This is a genomic window from Nocardia ignorata NBRC 108230 (genome assembly GCF_001612905.1).
GTDB classification, from domain to species: Bacteria; Actinomycetota; Actinomycetes; order Mycobacteriales; family Mycobacteriaceae; genus Nocardia; species Nocardia ignorata.
In genome coordinates, this window is the sequence record NZ_BDBI01000025.1 from 143,548 (window position 1) to 161,458 (window position 17,911).

The window sequence follows — 17,911 nt, forward strand, 5'->3', positions numbered from 1 at the left end:
TATTCCATGATGGAAATAGGAGTGTGCGATGAGTCAAGAGTCGTCTCTTCGCCGATGGCTCGGCTTGATCGCCATTGCCCTCGGCGTAGCGCTGATCGTGGTCGACACCACGATCGTGAACGTGATCATCCCGTCGATCATCGGTGACCTGGACACGGGTTCGACCGAGGCGCAATGGATTCAGGAGTCCTACGCGATCGTGTTCGCGGCGCTGCTGCTCGTGGTCGGTCGCGTCGCCGACATGGTCGGCGCGCGCCGGGTGTTCGTCGCCGGTGTCGTGGTGTTCGGTGCGACGAGCATCATGGCCGGGCTCGCACCGGACGGTGGACTGCTCGTGATCGCCCGATTCCTGCAGGGTGCGGGCGCAGCGATGATCCTGCCGACCTCACTGGCCCTGCTGAACGCGACTTTCACCGGGAAAGCGCGTGGTCAGGCGTTCGCGGTCTGGGGTTCGACGATCGGCGCGGCGGCCGCGCTCGGACCGCTGCTCGGTGGCTGGCTGGCCGAACATGTGTCGTGGCGCTGGGCTTTCGGCATCAATGTGCCGCTCGCGGTGGTGATCGTGGTCGGCGTGCTGACGTGCATCGCACCATCGCCGAAGGTGGTCGGTCGCCTCGATGTGCTCGGCTCGATCCTGTCGGTGCTCGGGCTCGGATTGCTCGCCTTCGGCCTCGTCGAAGGCCGCACCTACGGCTGGATCACCACCGTGCACCCGATGGGGATCGGCGGATTCACCTGGGCGAGTGGGCCGTCGCCCGTGCTGGTCGCGCTTGTGCTGAGTGTGTGTGCGCTGGGTGCGTTCGTCGCCAGGCAGGTGCTGTTGCGCCGCGGCGGTAATGCCGACAAGGCGCTGATGGACCTGAGCCTGTTCTCGCTCGCCTCGTTCCGCAACGGCAATATCGCCACGCTGATCATCGGCCTCGGTGAGTTCGGCGTCGTCGCCGTGCTGCCGCTGTGGATGCAGTTCACCCTCGGTTACAGCGCGGTGCAGGCCGGTCTTGCCCTGGTGCCGATCGCCATCGGCAGCTTCATCGCCAGCGGTGCCAGCTTCGGAATGGCCGGATCGGCCTCCCCGCTGAACCTGGTCCGGCTCGGCCTGGCCCTCGAGGTGGTCGGCCTGGCCGCACTCGGCTTCTTCGCCGCCACCGACAGTTCGTGGTGGTCGATGGCGCTGGTGCTGTGCCTGTACGGCGTGGGCGTCGGTTTCGCCACCGCCCAGGTGACCAATGTCGTGCTGGCCGACATCCCCGAAGCCGACAACGGCCAGGCCTCCGGGATCCAGAGCGCCTTCCGCCAACTCGGTTCCGCCCTCGGCATCGCCCTGCTGACCACGGTCTTCTTCACCACGCTGACCACCGAGGTCGACAACGACCTCACCGCCACGGGCATGCCAGCCGCCCAGTCCGAGCAGTACGCCCACGCCATCTCCGGCAGCGCGGGCGCGGCGATCGAAGGCTTTGCCGCCCAACCCGATACGCAACCGGTGGCCGAGGCGGGCCGCGCGGGAATGACCGCCGGTGTCAACATCGGTGCCTATCTCGCGGCAGGCTTCGTCCTGCTCGGTCTGATCGCGACCGCTCTGATCCCAGCTCGAACCGGCCGTGACGAGGAGTCGTCGACGGAACCGAAACAACCCGCCCTCGCCTAGGGCAGAAACGAGTCCGGCCCCTCACAGAGTTTGTGAGGGGCCGGACCTTGTTTCGACTACGGCAGCTGGCGGACGGCGCCCTTGTCGGCGGAGGTGGCCAACGCCGCGTACGCGCGCAGGGCGGTGGTGACCGGGCGGTCGCGGTTCACCGGCTGCCACGGGCGCTCCGAGGCTTCCATCTTCGCGCGGCGTTCGGCGAGCACCTCGTCGGACACCAGCACCTCGAGGGCACGGGTGTGGACGTCGATGCGGATGCGGTCGCCGTTCTCGATCAGGCCGATGACACCGCCGGAGGCGGCCTCGGGGGAGACGTGACCGATCGACAGGCCCGAGGTGCCGCCGGAGAAGCGGCCGTCGGTGATCAGCGCGCACACCTTGCCCAAGCCGAGGCCCTTGAGGAACGAGGTGGGGTGCAGCATTTCCTGCATGCCGGGACCACCGGCCGGGCCCTCGTAGCGCACCACGACCACGTCGCCGGGCTGGATCTTCTTGCCGAGGATCATCGATACCGCCTCCTCCTGCGACTCGACCACGACGGCCGGGCCCTCGAAGGTGAACAGTTCCTCGTCGATGCCCGCGGTCTTGAGGATGGCACCGTCGGGAGCGATGTTGCCGCGCAGCACGCACAGCCCGCCTTCGACCGTGTAGGCGTGCTCGATGTCGCGGATGCAGCCACCGGCGGCATCGGTGTCGAGCGAGGACCAGCGGTTGCTGGTGGAGAACGGTTCCACCGTGCGCACCCCGCCGGGGGCGGCGTGGAACAGCTCGAGGGCCTCCTCGGAAGCCTTGCCGGAGCGGATGTCCCAAGTGTCGAGGAATTCCTCGTAGCTCGCGGTGTGCACGGTGGTGACGTCGAGTTCGAGCAGGCCGCCGCGGCGCAGCTCACCGAGGATGGCGGGGATGCCGCCGGCGCGGTGCACATCTTCCATGTGGTAGTCGGAGTTGGGCGACACCTTCGACAGACACGGCACCCGGCGGCTGATCTCGTCGATGGTCTGCAGATCGAAGTCGATCTCGCCTTCCTGAGCGGCGGCGAGAGTGTGCAGCACCGTGTTGGTGGAACCGCCCATCGCCACGTCCAGGGCCATCGCGTTGCGGAAGGCCTTGGCGTTGGCGACGTTTCGGGGCAGCACCGAGGCGTCGTCGTCCTGGTACCAGCGCTTGGCGATATCGACGATGACGGTGCCCGCCCGCTCGAACAGCGCCCGGCGCGCCGCGTGCGTCGCGAGAGTGGAACCGTTGCCGGGCAGTGCGAGGCCGAGCGCCTCGGTGAGGCAGTTCATCGAGTTCGCGGTGAACATGCCCGAACACGAACCACAGGTGGGGCAAGCGGACCGCTCGACCTCGTCGAGGCCTTCGTCGGACACCGCCTGGCTCGCGCTCGCCGAGATCGCGCTCACCAGGTCGAGCGGTGCGTGCGCCACGCCGTCGACGACCACGGCCTTACCGGCCTCCATCGGTCCACCGGAGACGAACACGGCGGGGATGTTGAGGCGCATCGCGGCGTTGAGCATGCCGGGAGTGATCTTGTCGCAGTTGGAGATACACACCAGCGCGTCGGCGGTGTGCGCATTGGCCATGTACTCGACCGAGTCGGCGATGATCTCACGCGAGGGCAGCGAGTAGAGCATGCCGCCGTGGCCCATGGCGATACCGTCGTCGACGGCGATGGTGTGGAATTCGCGCGGCACACCACCGGCGGCGCGGACCGCCTCGGCCACGATGTCGCCCATGTTCTTCAGGTGCACGTGGCCGGGCACGAACTGGGTGTAGGAATTCGCGATCGCGATGATCGGCTTGCCGAAATCGGAGTCGGTCATGCCGGTCGCGCGCCAGAGCGAACGAGCGCCCGCGGCATTGCGGCCGATGGTGGTGGTGCGTGAGCGAAGCGGTGGCATGGAAGTCCTCGTCAAATGTCGCTGGGTGCGCTCGCGGCGGGCGCGCAGGGGGCTGACCTGCGCGGCACAGAGCGCGGGCGCGGTGCGTCCGGCAACCCTGCACGTTACTCCGGCGGGCGGTGGTCGCGTCGCGCCGGTCGTCGGTGCAGGGGTGGGGAACCGGGCTCGAGGCGGGAGTGTCGCTCCGGAGGGTGTCGCCGCGGTGGTGCCGTCGGCGCGAGGGTGCCCGGTGCCGTCAGCTTACCGGTGCCACTCTGTGCGGCATCGTGTGGATTCCCACAGTGCGCTCGGCGGTGCGTAGCCCTCGGCGCTGATGTGCCGAGTGGCTCGGCATTCCGCGGCGCCCGGGTCAGGGCGTCGGGCCGGGGTCGAGGTGGTCACCGTGTGGTGCCGGGTTCCCCGTTCTCGCCGGAGTGCGTGTCGGTCTCGCCGGTGGGTGCTTCCGGCGCGTCGGCATCGGCGTCGGTCGACGCGTCGGCCTGCGCGCGCTCAGCGGCGAGACGCTCGGCCTCGGCCGCCTCGGCCGCCGCGAAGACATCGGGCAACCGGCCCTCGGATGCCTCGATCAGCTCACGCAGCCGGTCGTAACCGACGGCGGGCAGCTTCACCTCGGAGTCGTCGGCGAGCCGGGCCCGGATGTAACCACGCTTCGGGATGCTGATGCCCTTGACCTGTGCCCAGTCGAGGTGCTTCGAGGAGACCATCGTGGAGAGGTCGAGCCCCGCGTCGGAAACCGTTGTGTGCGTGCGCGTCACCCACCACACCGCGATCACCGGCGCCAGCAGCAGCCACCACAGGGCGATCGGCCAGCCGACGAACGCGAAGAACACGCAGAACGCCAGCACGAGCACGCCGATGTAGGCGAGCCTCGGCACGCCGATCACGTGCACGCCCGGCGTCGGCCCGCTCTCTCTGCGTGGAATCAGCAACCACACGACGACCGCGGTGGGCACGATCAGCCCGATCCGCAGCCCGAGCGACCAGTCCTGCGCGGTGCCGACGACGACGAAGATCAGGTACGCCAGTACCACCGCGGCGATGGCCGCGAGCCTGCCGGGACCGGCGGCGCGCAGGCCACCGGGTCGCGCGGGCCGACCCGTCGCGGTCGTCTCGTCGGCGGTGTGGGACGATTTAGCCGGTGGCACGGACTGATGCGGTGATGACACCCCACCATCCTCGCATCTCGGTATACGGACCCACGCAACCACTCGCGTCCCACATAATGGGACACGAAAGGTAGCCTGTTTGACTCATCGGTTCACACACGAATAACGTCGTAGCCGTGAATCGAAGCGAGCTCGTACTCGGCCGGCGCGTCCAGCGTTGAGCCTGACTGCCTGAGTCGAATACGTCAGCTCGCGTTGCGACGCGCCACCCTCGAACAGCCATGCGCTGATCGGGGGCTTTTTTGTGTTCCGGCGAATTCCGCGCCAGTCCGGAGTCAGAACAACACAGTTAGGAACGAAGACGGTGAGTGCACCTACCGCACGACCCGGGCCATCGGCCCGCAGGTCAGCGCCTTCAACGGGAGCCGCTAACCCGGCGACCACCCCCGCCCGTCGCCAGGTCGCGCCCGAGCGCGTCACCGGCGCGCAGTCGGTGGTCCGGTCCCTCGAAGAGCTCGACGTCGACACCGTATTCGGCATTCCGGGCGGTGCGGTCCTTCCCGTCTACGACCCGCTCTTCGACTCCAAGAAGGTCCGCCACGTGCTGGTGCGCCACGAGCAGGGCGCCGGTCACGCGGCGACCGGTTACGCGCAGGCCTCCGGCAAGGTCGGTGTGTGTATGGCCACATCCGGCCCCGGCGCGACCAACCTGGTGACCCCGCTGGCCGACGCCCAGATGGACTCGGTCCCGATCGTGGCGATCACCGGCCAGGTGCCGTCGAGCCTGGTCGGCACCGACGCCTTCCAGGAAGCCGACATCTCCGGCATCACCATGCCGATCACCAAGCACAACTTCCTGGTGAAGGATCCCGCCGACATCCCGCGCATCCTGGCCGAGGCGTTCTACCTGGCCTCCTCCGGCCGTCCGGGCGCGGTGCTCGTCGACATCACCAAGGACGCCCTGCAGGCCCAGACCACGTTCTCGTGGCCGCCGGAGATGCGTCTGCCCGGCTACCGTCCGGTCACCAAGCCGCACGGCAAGCAGGTGCGCGAAGCGGCCCGGATGATCCTCGAGTCCAAGCAGCCCGTGCTGTATGTGGGCGGCGGTGTCATCAAGTCCGACGCCTCGGCCGAACTGCTCGAACTCGCCGAACTGACCGGCATCCCGGTGGTCACCACCCTGATGGCGCGTGGCGCGTTCCCCGACAGCCACACGCTGAACATGGGCATGCCCGGCATGCACGGCACCGTCGGTGCTGTTGCCGCGCTGCAGAAGTCGGACCTGCTGATCACCCTCGGCGCCCGCTTCGACGACCGCGTCACCGGTCAGCTGGACTCCTTCGCGCCCGACGCGAAGGTCATCCACGCCGACATCGACCCGGCCGAGATCGGCAAGAACCGCCACGCCGACGTCCCGATCGTCGGTGACGCGCGCGAGGTCGTCATCGAGCTCATCGAGACCCTCAAGGCCGACCCGCAGTCCGGTGCGGCGCCGCTGCTGAACCTCACCGAGTGGTGGGCCTACCTCAGCGACATCCGCGACAACTACCCGCTGGGCTGGAAGACCCCGAGCGACGGTTCGCTGTCGCCGGAATACGTCATCGAGACCCTCGGTCGCCTGGCCGGACCCGACGCGGTGTACTGCGCCGGTGTCGGCCAGCACCAGATGTGGGCCGCGCAGTTCGTCAAGTACGAGAAGCCGCGCACCTGGCTCAACTCCGGTGGCCTTGGCACCATGGGTTACGCGGTGCCCGCCGCCATGGGCGCCAAGATGGGTGCTCCGGAGAAGGAGGTCTGGGCGGTCGACGGTGACGGCTGCTTCCAGATGACCAACCAGGAGCTGGCCACCTGCGCGGTGGAGGGTGTGCCGATCAAGGTCGCGCTCATCAACAACGGCAACCTCGGCATGGTCCGCCAGTGGCAGACGCTGTTCTACGAACAGCGCTACTCCAACACCGATCTCGGCACGCACACCCTGCGCATCCCCGACTTCGTCAAGCTGGCCGAGGCGCTGGGTTGCGTCGGCATCCGCGTGGAAAAGGAAGACGAGGTCGAGGACGCCATCCGCCAGGCGCAGGCCATCACCGACCGGCCGGTCGTGATCGACTTCATCGTCGGCAAGGACGCCCAGGTGTGGCCGATGGTCGCCGCGGGTACCAGCAACGACGAGATCATGTTCGCCCGCGGTATCCGCCCGCTGTTCGACGACGACGAGCAGGTCTCCGAACCCGCCGTCATCCACGAGGCGATGGAACGTGAGCAGGGCGCATTCGAGAAGGGCACCGAAGCATGAGTACGACCCACACGCTGAGCGTTCTCGTCGAGGACAAGCCGGGCGTGCTGGCGCGTGTCGCGAGCCTGTTCTCGCGCCGCGGCTTCAACATCGAGTCTCTGGCCGTGGGCGGCACCGAGATTCCCGAGATCTCGCGCATGACGATCGTCGTCACCGTCGACGATCTGCCGCTCGAGCAGGTCACCAAGCAACTCAACAAGCTGGTCAACGTCATCAAGATCGTGGAGCAGGACGCCGACGCGTCGGTGGCCCGCGAGCTGATCCTGGTGAAGGTGCGCGCCGACGCCTCGGTGCGCACGCAGGTGATCGAGGCCGTGCAGTTGTTCCGCGCCAAGGTGATCGACGTGTCGCCCGACGCGCTCACCATCGAGGCGACCGGCACCCGTTCCAAGCTCGACGCGCTGCTGCGCATGGTCGAGCCGTACGGGATTCGCGAGATCGTTCAGTCCGGTGTCGTGGCCGTCGGCCGCGGTCCCAAGTCCATCACCGCGACCCGCTGAGCCGACCTCAGCGACCTCCGCGATAACTTTTCTTAACCATCATCAGAAGGGACCAATCAAGTGGCAGTCGAGATGTTCTACGACGACGACGCTGACCTGTCGATCATCCAGGGCCGCAAGGTCGCCGTGATCGGCTACGGCAGCCAGGGTCACGCGCACTCGCTGAGCCTGCGCGACTCCGGTGTCGACGTGCGCGTCGGCCTGGCCGAGGGTTCGAAGTCGCGCCCGAAGGCCGAAGAGGCCGGCCTCACCGTCGGCACCCCCGCCGAGGTTTCGGCCTGGGCCGACGTGATCATGGTCCTGGCGCCCGACACCGCCCAGGCGTCGATCTTCACCAACGACATCGAGCCCAACCTGAAGGACGGCGACGCGCTGTTCTTCGGCCACGGCCTGAACATCCACTTCGGTCTGATCAAGCCCCCGGCCGGCGTCACCGTCGCCATGGTCGCCCCGAAGGGCCCCGGCCACCTGGTGCGTCGTCAGTTCGCCGACGGCAAGGGCGTTCCGGCCCTGATCGCCGTCGACCAGGACCCGAAGGGCGAGGGCCAGGCCCTGGCGCTGTCCTACGCCAAGGGCATCGGCGGCACCCGCGCCGGCGTCATCAAGACCACCTTCAAGGAAGAGACCGAGACCGACCTGTTCGGTGAGCAGGCCGTGCTCTGCGGTGGCACCGAGGAACTGGTCAAGACCGGTTTCGAGGTCATGGTCGAGGCGGGCTACGCCCCCGAGATGGCCTACTTCGAGGTGCTGCACGAGCTGAAGCTGATCGTCGACCTCATGTACGAGGGCGGCATCGCGCGCATGAACTACTCGGTGTCCGACACCGCCGAGTTCGGTGGCTACCTCTCGGGCCCGCGCGTCATCGACGCGGGCACCAAGGAGCGCATGAAGGCGATCCTGTCCGACATCCAGGACGGCACCTTCGTCAAGCGCCTGGTCGCCAACGTCGAGAACGGCAACACCGAGCTCGAGGGCCTGCGCAAGGCCAACGCCGAACACCCCATCGAGGTCACCGGCGCCAAGCTGCGCGGCCTGATGAGCTGGGTCGACCGCCCCATCACCGAAACCGCGTAATTCGTTTCGCGAAGGGCCCGTCCGCCGAAATGCGGACGGGCCCTTTCGGTTTGCATGCTGTTTGCGGCGGTTCGATCAGCCGCGTCGAGGGGCGGGTTCTTGCCGTTCGGGCCGTGTAGCGGAAGACTTGCCCGATGACAACCGTCGAGGAATTCGATCGTGATGCGGTGGAGTTGGGGCGTGCCGCGCGGAAGATGGTTTCGCGTTCGGGGTTGGGGGAGTGGCGGGCGGGGCCGAAGCGGGAGGATCCCGTGACGGTTCTGGAGCGGCAGGGGGAGTCGCGGGTCCAGAGCCTGCTGCCCATCCGGTATGCGCGAATGGCCATCTCGCCGTTCACCTTTCTGCGTGGGGCGCCCGCGATCATGGCGGCCGATCTGGCGAGCGGTCCCGACACCGGGCTGACCGTGCAGCTCTGCGGTGACGCGCATCTGTCGAATTTCGGGCTGTACGCCTCCCCGGAACGCAACCTCGTCTTCGACGTCAACGACTTCGACGAGACCCTGCCCGGCCCGTTCGAGTGGGACGTGAAACGCCTGGCCGCCAGCGTCGCCGTCGCCGCCCGCGACAACGGTTGTTCCGACCAGCGGGCCGGACGAGCGGCCGAGGCCGCCGCGCGCGGTTACCGGGAGGCGATGGCCGCGATGGCCGAGCTCGATTCGCTCGCCATCTGGTACGAACGCGTCGACGCCGACGTCGTGACGGCGACGATCCCGAAGGAGAAGCGGCGCAAGCTCGCGGAGAAGACGATCGAATCGGCGCGGACCCGTACCAGCCTCGACGCGCTGGAGAAACTCACCGAACCCGATGCCGACGGCGTTCCACGGATCAAGAACCAGCCGCCGCTGCTGGTACCGATCGAGTCCCTGACGGAGAAGGACATCAAGGCGGTCCTCAACGACTACCGCCGCAGCCTGCCCGACGAGCTGCGCACACTACTCGACCGCTACACCGTCGTGGACATGGCGATGAAGGTGGTGGGCGTCGGCAGCGTCGGCACCCGCTGTTTCATCGTGCTGTTCATGGACTCCGAATCGGGTGCCCCGCTGTTCCTGCAGGTCAAGCAGGCGGAGGTGTCGGTTCTCGCGGCGCACACGAAGCCGAGCAAGTACCACCATCAGGGGCACCGCGTGGTGGCGGGCCAGCGCCTGATGCAGGCTGCCAGCGACATCTTCCTCGGCTGGGCGACGGGCCCGGCGGGCAATTACTTCTACTGGCGTCAGCTCAAGGACATGAAGGGCTCGGTCGACATCGGCGCCCTCAGCCACCACGAACTGGCCGGATACGCGGGCCTGTGCGGCGGCGTACTCGCCCGCGCCCATGCCCGCTCCGGTGACCGATCGGCGATCAACTCCTACCTGGGCGACAGCGACAAGTTCGACAGCGCGATGAGCGAGTTCGCCCTCGCCTACGCCGACCAGACCGTCGTAGACCGCGACGCCCTACTCGCCGCGATCGATTCCGGCCGGGTGCAGGCCGCCGACCACCCGTACTGACACCGCAGGCCGGTCGGCAGCGTCCCGACTCGACAAGAACAGCGCGCTGCCGATCGCGAACAACCACAGCAGGGTGAGCCCACCGACGGTCGCGGTGGTACCCCACCCGTTGGCCGCGTAGAACTCGGCCGGAACGTTCCCGAAGAACAACGACGGCACGAATGCGAAATTCACCGCTGCCAGCGCCCAGCTGATCACGATGCACCAGCGGGGGAGTAGCCGTGGGGCCGCGGTCGCGAAAGCCACCAGGAACAGTCCCTCGAGCAGTCGCGCGACGGTGCCGTACAGGATGTAGGTTCCGGTGACGGTGATGGTGGGGTCGATCGGTTCGGGTGCCGCGATCACCGCGCCCACCTCGAGTCCTGTCGATACGAAAACCACTGTGAGCCAAGCAGTTCCGGCTGCGGCGGCCAGCGACCCGAACCATTCGCGTTCCGGGTCACGCCGGCGGACCAGGTAGGCGAATCCGCTCATGAACACCACAAACAGCGTCGCTGCGACCAGTCCGAGCAAACAGCGGGTGAGCACGTTCGCGTCCGGCGGTGCGCCCGGGTACACGAAGTACAGCGGCAATTCGATCAGTGTGCAGCTTGCGCCGATGAACGCGGCCGCCCCGGTGATTCGTTGAATTCTGTTGATACCCATCGCTATCGGACCTCACTGCCGGGCCGGCGTCCCCGGCTTCGAATTAGTATAAGCCTTAAACTATAGGGCTTATGTTAAGTTGGCGATACCCCGACGAATGAGGAGACGGTGACCGGCAAGCCACGGCCGCGCGTCGGCCGTCCGGCCGAGTTGGACGCGCAACGCATCGTCGCGACCGCCATCGCACTCGCCGATCGCGACGGTCTACGTGGCGCCTCGCTGACGAAAGTCGCCGCTGCACTCGATGTCACCGCGATGTCGCTCTACCGTCATATCGGTTCCAGAGACGGCCTCACCGACCTGATGGCCGACGCCGCCTTCGGCCCACCGCCTGCCGTCGGGTCCGACTGGCGTGCGGCCCTGCGGGATTGGGCGAACGGTCAGCGTGCCGCGTTCGCCCGTCATCCTTGGGTCACCCAGATACCCGTCGCCGGCCCCCCGCGCGGCATCAATGCGCTCGCCTGGATGGACGCGGGCCTTGCCGCGCTACGCAACACCGGCCTGGACTGGCGCGCCAAGATCGGTGCGATCACCGTCGTCGGCGGCTATGTCCGGCAGGCGTTCGTCACCGATCGGCAGATGGCGCAACGGCGCGGCGCCGACCAGCGCACCGAGGCGCAGGACCTCGCCGCGTATCAGCGTGATGTGACGGCCGTCGACCTCTCCGGTTTCCCGGAGATCGCGGCCCTGTTCGCCGCTCGGGCCTTCGCCGATGTCCCGCCGGACGACGAATCGGCGGACGACGATTTCGCCTTCGGTCTCGAGCTGATCCTCGACGGGATCGCCACCGCCATCGCCAGGTCGGCGTGACTCCGGGCCGCTACCGCAGGCGTCGGAAACCTTCTCGATATACTCATTACTGATGAGTAACTTCTTTCCCTCGGTGGATCAGGTGACCGACCGGCTGGCAGCGGTCGGGTACCTGCCGTCCCTCGACATCGCGACGGCGGTCTTCCTCGCCGGCCACCTCGGCAAGCCCCTGCTGATCGAGGGTCCCGCCGGTGTCGGCAAGACCGAGCTGGCCAAGGCTGTCGCCGCCGCGGCGGGCGCGGATCTGCTGCGGCTGCAGTGCTACGAGGGCATCGACGAGGCCCGCGCGCTGTACGAGTGGAATCACGCCAAGCAGTTGTTGCGCATCACCGCCACCTCGGGTGAGGGGTGGAACAGCACTCGCGATCATGTGTTCTCCGAGGAGTTTCTGCTGGCCCGGCCGCTCCTGGCAGCCATCCGCAATCCGGACCCCACCGTCCTGCTCATCGACGAACTCGACAAGGCCGATGTGGAGCTGGAGGGGCTGCTGCTCGAGGTGCTCGGTGATTTCCAGATCTCGATCCCCGAACTGGGCACGGTCAAGGCCGTGCGCCGCCCGTTCGTCGTGCTGACGTCGAACGCCAACCGCGACCTGTCCGAGGCGCTGAAACGGCGCTGCCTGTACCTGCATATCGATTACCCGACCGCCGAGCTGGAGCGTTCGATCGTCCGCTTGAAGGTCCCGGAATTGGACGAGACGTTGGCCGAGCCTGTGGTTCGCACGGTGGCCGCGTTGCGTCAGCTGCCGTTGCGCAAAGCACCGTCGATCGCCGAGACGGTCGACTGGGCGAAGACCTTGGTGGCCTTGCGTACCCGCGAGATCACCTCGTCGGTGGTGCGGTCGACCCTCGGCGTGCTCCTGAAGTACCAGTCCGACCATCGGGTCGCCGTCGAACGTCTGGCACTCGACGGGGAGAGCCCCCGGCCATGACCGCGCCCACCGATCGCCTGGTGGACTTCGTCGGTCTCCTGCGTGAGCACGGCATCTTCGCCGGTCCCAGCGAAACCATCGATGCCGCGTCGGCGATCGTCGCCCTCGGCATGGACGACACCGACCGCCTGCGCTCCGGTCTGGCCGCCTGCCTGCTGCGCCGCAACGGTCAGCGTTCGGTCTTCGACCAGCTCTTCGACCTGTATTTCCTCGGCACACAACTGCCGGTGCCGAGCCCGAGTGACGACCCGGACTCCCTGCGTGACCGCCTGATCGCGTCCCTCGTCCAGGGCGCCGACACGGCGGAACTGGCCAGGGAGGCGCTCGACACTTTCGGCGCCTACGGCGGGGCGGGGGAGAGCGCGGGCCGGGTCACGCAGGCCTCGGGTGCGGGCTGGTCGTCGTATCTGACGATGAAATCCCTTCGTCCCGACGAGATCTCCGAACAGGTCGCCCAAACCATGGGCGGCACCGGGCAATTCGATGCCGCCGTGCACACCATCGAAGCGCGACGCCGCGTCGACCAGTTCCGGACGGCGGTGCAGAACGAGGCCCGCCTGCGCTCGGCCGAACTGCGCGGCACCGATTACATCGCCCGCCGTGGTGTCGAGAACTCCGCGGACCGAACGGATTTCCTCGGCGCCCGTGAGCAGGACCTCGCCGAGATGCGTCGGCTGGTGCACCCGCTGGCGCGCAAACTCGCGACCCGTTTGGCGGTGCGCCGTAAGAAGGCGGTGCGCGGTCAGATCGATCTGCGCCGCACCCTGCGCCGTTCTATGGCCACCGGTGGCGTGCCCGTCGACCCGGTGCTGCGCGCCCGCAGACACGGTCGTCCCGATCTGGTTGTGCTGGCCGATGTTTCGGGGTCGGTGACCGGATTCTCCGAGTTTACCCTGCAATTGGTGCAGGCGCTGCAGGACCAGTTCAGCAAGGTCCGCAGCTTCGGTTTCGTCGACACGTGCGCCGAGATCACGCACTTCTTCACACCGGGTGAACCCCCACCGCCCGGCTTCGCGCAGAGCATTGTGCGTGAGGGCGGGGTGGCTCGTTTCGGGTCGAGCAACTACGGCGAGGCCTTCCAGGGTTTCGTCGACCACTATCTCGACGCCCTAGGCCCCCGCACCTGCGTGCTGATCCTCGGTGACGCCCGTACCAACCGCACCGACCCGAATCTCGCTGCGCTGGAAGTGATGTCGGAGCGTGCGAAAGCGGTGTACTGGCTCAACCCGGAACCGTCGAGCTCATGGTCGACCGGTGATTCCGCCGCCGACACCTACACCGACATCGTCACCATGCACGAGTGCCGCAATGTCCGCCAGCTCACCGAGGTGATCGGCAGACTTCTGCCCGCCTGACGCCCGGCCCATCGATCAGTTCGGAACTGCTCGATGGGCCACCGGGCGTCCGCACGCATCATCATGCGGTGAGACGGACGACCGCGTACTCGCGGCCTGCCTTGGCCTGGTACTTGCCGTAGCGGGGCTGGGCGGTGGTGATCGCGGCCCAGGCGCTCGCCCGTTCGGCGCCGGTGAGCACGTGCGGGGTGACCGGAACCGGCTGGTCGCCGGGCAATTCGATGGTGGCCTGTTCGGGGTGGGCCATCAGGTTGCGGAACCAGTCGGGGTCGCCGTTCTTGCCGCCGGAGGCGACCAGCAGCCAGCCGTGGCCACCGTCGGAGAACCAGGAGATCGGTGTCTGGCGCGGCTCACCGCTGCGGCGGCCGACGGTGTGCAGGATGAGCACGTCCATGCCCATGAAGCTGCCGTCGCCGCGGCGGATCTTGCGGTTCATCCTGGCGTTCATCTTGTGCTGCATCCAGCGGGAGAAGCCGGTGTGGGTCTGCTGCTTCGTGCTCATCGCAAAGGTCCTTTCGGGTGGTGGGAGGGGCTCAGCCCCAGGCTCCGGCGATCTGGCGGGTGGTGGCGTTGAGCCGGTTGAACATGTTGGTGATGCCGATCATCAGCACGATGGCGGCGAGCTGGCGCTCGTCGAAGTAGCTGGCCGCGTGGTCCCAGACCTCGTCGGTGACGGCATCGGCCCGATCGGCCATCCGGGTGGCGGCCTCGGCCAGTTCCAGCGCGGCGCGTTCCTCGTCGCTGAAGTAGGGCGTTTCCCGCCAGGCGACGACGGTGGCCAGGCGCTCCTCGCTGACACCGGCCTTGCGTGCGGTCTTGGTGCCCGCGTCGACGCAGGAGCTGCATCCGTTGATCTGGCTGACCCGCAGGTGCACCAGCTCCAGGATCTCGCCTTCCACGCCGCCGGTCTTGATGGCGCCGAAGATCTCCTGGATGGGGCCCATCGCGCCGGTCAGGATCATCGCCGGGTTCTGCATACGGGACTGCATGATGTTCTCCTCGGTTTCGCTTGTTCTCCGCTGCTCGCGGTGTGTCTCGATAACAGCCCGCCGCGTGCTCCGAAACGAGGTCTGTGGGACACTCTGGGACAGTGGAAAACGGCTCTGACCTCTGGCTTGTCGGCGGGAAAATAGTCGTTTCATACCGGGACACGGAGTGCGGAACAGTGGTGGTGCAACAGCGGGCGTACCCGCAGGACGAGCTGGCGGCGCGGCTGCGCATGCTTCAGGAGCTGTCCGGGCGCGGGGTGCGGGCGCTGGCGCGCGACACGGGGCTGAGTTCGTCGTCGCTGTCGCGCTACCTCAACGGGCAGACGGTGCCGCCCTGGCCTGCGGTGCTGGAACTGTGTCGTCTGGTGAAGCGCGACCCGCGCCCGCTTCGCCCGCTGTGGGAGCGCGCCAACAACCCGCTGCCCGCCCCGCCCAAGACGAGCCGCCAGGTGGCCCCGCCCAACCTGCCCGCCGAAGCCGTCCCCCCGCGCAACGACCTACCCCGCGACGTCCCCGACTTCACCGGTCGCGAAGAGGCACTGGCCGAGGTGCTCGCCGCCGTGCGAACGAACCGGGTGGTGGCCATCGACGGCATGGCCGGTGTCGGCAAGTCGTCGCTGGCCGTACACGCCGCACACCAGCTGACCGCCGAATACCCCGACGCCCAGCTGTATCTCGACCTGCACGGCTTCACCGACGGCCGTCAGCCCCTCGACCCCGACGCCGCCGTACGCGCCCTGCTCTCGGCGCTGCGCGTCCCGTCGGAAAAGGTGCCGCAGGACGGCGGAGTCGAACTGCGCGCGGCGTGCTGGCGTTCGGAACTGGCCGGATTGCGGGCGGTGATCGTGCTCGACAACGCCGTCGACGCCGCTCAGGTGAGCCAATTGCTCCCCGGCGCAGGCGAATCGGTCGCCATCATCACCAGCCGCAACCGCCTGCTCGAACTCGACGAGGTGCCGCCGGTGACCCTCGACGTGCTCACCCCCGAGGAGAGCGCCGAGCTGCTCGCCCGCGCCAGCGGCGATTCGCGGGGTCCCGACGGGAGGCTCGCCAGAGAACCCGAGCAGGCGGCGGAAGTGTTGCGGCTGTGCGGCAATCTGCCCCTGGCCCTGCGGCTCGCGGCGGCCCGGCTGCGGCATCGGCCCGGCTGGTCGGTGGGCATCCTGGTCGAGCGAATGGCCGAGGGCGCGACGGAATTCGATACCGCGTTCGGGATGTCGGTGCGTCAGCTCAATCGCGACCAGCGTCGCCTGTTCCGGTTGCTCGGCCTGGTGCCCGGCTCCACCTTCACCGACTACGTCGCCGCGGCGGTGGCCGATGTGCCGCTGCGCGCCGCACGCGACATGCTCGAGGACCTGCTCGACGCCCACCTCGTGCAGCAACCCGCCGAAGGGCGCTACCGGCTGCACGACCTGGTGCGCAGGCACGCCCGTCAGGCAAGCGCCGAACACGACACCGACGCCGACCGCGAGCGGGCGTTGCGCCGCATCCTCGACTACTACGTGCACACCGCGGCCGCCGCCGACGCCGCCATGCCGTTCCTGTCACCGACCCGTCCCGTGTCGGCCGGTCCCGCACCGAAAGCTTTGCCGCATTTCCCGAATCGCGACGTCGCCTTCTTCTGGTTCGTCAGCGAGTACACCAATCTGATGGCGGTGTTCTACGCCGCCGTGGAGATCGGCGCCAACGAGCACGTCTGCGAACTGCCCCGCTTCCTGCGCACCTTCTTCGCACGGCGCTGCGGCACCACCCACCTCAATGCCCTTTTCGAGCAATCCCTCAGCGCCGCCCAGCGACTCGGTGATCCGCGTCAGCTGGCCGAGGCCCACAGCGATCTGGGTTTCGCCCGCTACAACGCCGGCCGCATGGCCGAGGCGGCCGCCGCCTATGCCGCCGCCGCTTCACTGGTCGCCGAGGCGGGCGACCCGCTGCCCCGCGCCGAACTCACCATGCGCTGCGCCCAATTGCGCTGGGACGAGGGCGATGTCACCGAACCGCTCGAACTGTTCCGCCAAGCCCACGACCTGTACACGCGCAGCGGCTGTCCGCTGAGCGCCGCCGACGCGCTCGCCGGCGAGGCCTGGGCGATGCTGCAACTCGGCAAACGCGACGAGGCGGCCGAGTTGGCCAGACGCGCACTCGACATCTCCGCCGACGACCCGGACCAGCCGCCGTCGCTGCAGGCCCAGATCGCCTTCGGCGTCTCGATCGCCCCCGACGACCCCGATGTGGCCCTGCGGCATCTGGACAGCGCGCTGGCCGCCGCCCGCGCCGACGGTCACAAGCACAACGAGGCGTGGTGCCTGAACTGTCGCGGTGTCGCCCTGCGGGAAATGGGCCGCTACGACGAGGCCCTCGACAGCCACCGCGAGGCCTTCGCCCTGCTCGACGACCTGTTCGAACCGCACTGGAAGATCCACTTCCTCAACGGATACGCCGAAACATGCCGACTGGCAGGGCTGTCCGACGAAGCTCTGCGCCTGTACAACGAAACCCTCGACCTCGCACCACGACTCGGGTACCGGTTCGAGCAGGCCAGGGCTAACCAGGGCATCGCCGACGTCCTCGACGACACCGATCCGGCTGCCGCGCAACAGCATCGCGCGGCGGCCGAGGAGTTGCTGAGCGAACTCAGCCCATCGACTTAGCCCCGTCGAGGGCCTCCCGGATGATGTCGGCGTGGCCCGAGTGCTGCGCGGTCTCGGTCAAAATGTGCATGAAGGTGCGTCGCGCGCTCCACCGGCCGCCGGGTTCGAACCAGGGCGCCTCGGGCAGCGGCTGGGTCGCGTTCAGGTCGGGCAGCGTGCGCACCAGTTCGTCGGTGCGGGCCGCGACCTGGTCGTATTCGGCCAGCAGTCCGGCGAGCGTCTCGCCCGGCAGCATGCGGAAGGCATTGCTCCATTCCGCGAGCTGCTCCTCGGTCATCGAGTCGAAACTCGGGCCCGCCGCAGGGCCCTCGACGATGAACTTCGCCCAGTTCGCTTCCACCGCGGCCACGTGTTTGATGAGCCCGCCCAGGCACAGTTCGCTCACGGTGGTGCGCAGCGCGGCCTGTTCGTCGGTGAGGTCGCGCGTGGTGTTGCGCAGGAAGTAGCGGTGCTTGGCCAGCATCTCGAGGAGGTCGGCGCGTTCGGTGTCGAGCACTGTTTCGGTCATGAATCCCAAGGTA

The 17,911-nt window shown here is 68.0% G+C and carries 15 protein-coding genes; 9 read left to right on the forward strand and 6 right to left on the reverse strand.

Annotation, left to right across the window (positions count from 1 at the left end; genetic code table 11):
- Positions 1-28: 28 nt before the first annotated feature.
- On the forward strand, positions 29-1,648 hold the full coding sequence (locus NI2_RS21200) for a DHA2 family efflux MFS transporter permease subunit (RefSeq protein ID WP_067493255.1): 1,620 nt from the start codon (positions 29-31) through the stop codon (positions 1,646-1,648).
- 56 nt (positions 1,649-1,704) lie between these two features.
- Here the strand turns inward: NI2_RS21200 and ilvD are convergent, their stop codons facing one another.
- Positions 1,705-3,546, reverse strand: a complete 1,842-nt coding sequence (gene ilvD / locus NI2_RS21205; RefSeq protein WP_067493257.1) for a dihydroxy-acid dehydratase — start codon at positions 3,544-3,546, stop codon at positions 1,705-1,707.
- Positions 3,547-3,923: 377 nt separating this feature from the next.
- On the reverse strand, positions 3,924-4,712 hold the full coding sequence (locus tag NI2_RS21210; protein WP_243749710.1) for a PH domain-containing protein: 789 nt from the start codon (positions 4,710-4,712) through the stop codon (positions 3,924-3,926).
- Positions 4,713-5,016: 304 nt separating this feature from the next.
- On the opposite strand from NI2_RS21210, the gene NI2_RS21215 reads away from it, so the two are divergent.
- The 4 genes from NI2_RS21215 to NI2_RS21230 all read left to right on the forward strand — a co-directional run bounded on the left by NI2_RS21215 (position 5,017) and on the right by NI2_RS21230 (position 10,012).
- A complete protein-coding gene (locus NI2_RS21215) occupies positions 5,017-6,945 on the forward strand; it encodes an acetolactate synthase large subunit (RefSeq protein ID WP_067493260.1) in 1,929 nt (642 codons plus the stop codon).
- The gene (gene ilvN, locus NI2_RS21220; RefSeq protein ID WP_067493262.1) at positions 6,942-7,445 is read left to right on the forward strand and encodes an acetolactate synthase small subunit; all 504 of its coding nucleotides are present in this window, start codon (positions 6,942-6,944) and stop codon (positions 7,443-7,445) included. Before NI2_RS21215 ends, ilvN begins: the two co-directional genes overlap by 4 nt.
- A 72-nt stretch (positions 7,446-7,517) precedes the next feature.
- The gene (ilvC, locus tag NI2_RS21225) at positions 7,518-8,519 is read left to right on the forward strand and encodes a ketol-acid reductoisomerase (protein WP_174552226.1); all 1,002 of its coding nucleotides are present in this window, start codon (positions 7,518-7,520) and stop codon (positions 8,517-8,519) included.
- Positions 8,520-8,653: 134 nt separating this feature from the next.
- Positions 8,654-10,012 (forward strand): DUF2252 domain-containing protein, encoded by a 1,359-nt coding sequence (locus NI2_RS21230; protein WP_067493266.1) that lies wholly within the window; start codon positions 8,654-8,656, stop codon positions 10,010-10,012.
- On the opposite strand, the gene NI2_RS21235 is transcribed toward NI2_RS21230, so the two are convergent.
- Complete coding sequence (locus NI2_RS21235; protein WP_067493269.1) at positions 9,959-10,657, reverse strand: hypothetical protein; 699 nt, start codon at positions 10,655-10,657, stop codon at positions 9,959-9,961. The two genes, NI2_RS21230 and NI2_RS21235, sit on opposite strands and share 54 nt — an antisense overlap.
- A gap of 108 nt (positions 10,658-10,765) precedes the next feature.
- On the opposite strand from NI2_RS21235, the gene NI2_RS21240 reads away from it, so the two are divergent.
- Genes NI2_RS21240 through NI2_RS21250 form a run of 3 tightly spaced genes read left to right on the forward strand, consistent with a single transcriptional unit; the run spans position 10,766 to position 13,753 of the window.
- The gene (locus NI2_RS21240) at positions 10,766-11,467 is read left to right on the forward strand and encodes a TetR/AcrR family transcriptional regulator C-terminal domain-containing protein (protein WP_067493271.1); all 702 of its coding nucleotides are present in this window, start codon (positions 10,766-10,768) and stop codon (positions 11,465-11,467) included.
- A gap of 52 nt (positions 11,468-11,519) precedes the next feature.
- Positions 11,520-12,398 (forward strand): AAA family ATPase, encoded by an 879-nt coding sequence (locus tag NI2_RS21245; RefSeq protein ID WP_067493272.1) that lies wholly within the window; start codon positions 11,520-11,522, stop codon positions 12,396-12,398.
- Positions 12,395-13,753: a vWA domain-containing protein gene (locus NI2_RS21250; protein ID WP_067493274.1), complete on the forward strand. Its 1,359-nt coding sequence runs from the start codon at positions 12,395-12,397 to the stop codon at positions 13,751-13,753. The genes NI2_RS21245 and NI2_RS21250 overlap by 4 nt, the downstream gene beginning before the upstream one ends.
- A 61-nt stretch (positions 13,754-13,814) precedes the next feature.
- On the opposite strand, the gene NI2_RS21255 is transcribed toward NI2_RS21250, so the two are convergent.
- Both NI2_RS21255 and NI2_RS21260 read right to left on the reverse strand, forming a co-directional pair.
- On the reverse strand, positions 13,815-14,255 hold the full coding sequence (locus NI2_RS21255; protein ID WP_067493275.1) for a nitroreductase family deazaflavin-dependent oxidoreductase: 441 nt from the start codon (positions 14,253-14,255) through the stop codon (positions 13,815-13,817).
- 31 nt (positions 14,256-14,286) lie between these two features.
- Complete coding sequence (locus NI2_RS21260) at positions 14,287-14,742, reverse strand: carboxymuconolactone decarboxylase family protein (RefSeq protein ID WP_067493277.1); 456 nt, start codon at positions 14,740-14,742, stop codon at positions 14,287-14,289.
- 176 nt (positions 14,743-14,918) lie between these two features.
- Between NI2_RS21260 and NI2_RS21265 the strand changes: the two genes are divergently transcribed.
- Positions 14,919-17,390, forward strand: coding sequence for an XRE family transcriptional regulator (locus NI2_RS21265; RefSeq protein ID WP_243749709.1), 2,472 nt, complete (start codon positions 14,919-14,921; stop codon positions 17,388-17,390).
- Here NI2_RS21265 and NI2_RS21270 read toward each other — a convergent pair.
- Positions 17,374-17,898: a DinB family protein gene (locus tag NI2_RS21270; protein ID WP_067493279.1), complete on the reverse strand. Its 525-nt coding sequence runs from the start codon at positions 17,896-17,898 to the stop codon at positions 17,374-17,376. The two genes, NI2_RS21265 and NI2_RS21270, sit on opposite strands and share 17 nt — an antisense overlap.
- Positions 17,899-17,911: the final 13 nt, after the last annotated feature.

What these genes read in the sequence shown, in the direction of transcription:
- NI2_RS21260 (WP_067493277.1), bottom strand. Translation starts at nt 14,742, where the DNA reads ATGCAGTCCCGTATGCAGAACCCGGCGATGATCCTGACCGGCGCGATG.
- ilvD (WP_067493257.1), bottom strand. Translation starts at nt 3,546, where the DNA reads ATGCCACCGCTTCGCTCACGCACCACCACCATCGGCCGCAATGCCGCG.
- ilvC (WP_174552226.1), top strand. Translation starts at nt 7,518, where the DNA reads ATGTTCTACGACGACGACGCTGACCTGTCGATCATCCAGGGCCGCAAG.
- NI2_RS21250 (WP_067493274.1), top strand. Translation starts at nt 12,395, where the DNA reads ATGACCGCGCCCACCGATCGCCTGGTGGACTTCGTCGGTCTCCTGCGT.
- NI2_RS21255 (WP_067493275.1), bottom strand. Translation starts at nt 14,255, where the DNA reads ATGAGCACGAAGCAGCAGACCCACACCGGCTTCTCCCGCTGGATGCAG.
- NI2_RS21230 (WP_067493266.1), top strand. Translation starts at nt 8,654, where the DNA reads ATGACAACCGTCGAGGAATTCGATCGTGATGCGGTGGAGTTGGGGCGT.
- NI2_RS21200 (WP_067493255.1), top strand. Translation starts at nt 29, where the DNA reads ATGAGTCAAGAGTCGTCTCTTCGCCGATGGCTCGGCTTGATCGCCATT.
- ilvN (WP_067493262.1), top strand. Translation starts at nt 6,942, where the DNA reads ATGAGTACGACCCACACGCTGAGCGTTCTCGTCGAGGACAAGCCGGGC.
- NI2_RS21235 (WP_067493269.1), bottom strand. Translation starts at nt 10,657, where the DNA reads ATGGGTATCAACAGAATTCAACGAATCACCGGGGCGGCCGCGTTCATC.
- NI2_RS21245 (WP_067493272.1), top strand. Translation starts at nt 11,520, where the DNA reads ATGAGTAACTTCTTTCCCTCGGTGGATCAGGTGACCGACCGGCTGGCA.
- NI2_RS21270 (WP_067493279.1), bottom strand. Translation starts at nt 17,898, where the DNA reads ATGACCGAAACAGTGCTCGACACCGAACGCGCCGACCTCCTCGAGATG.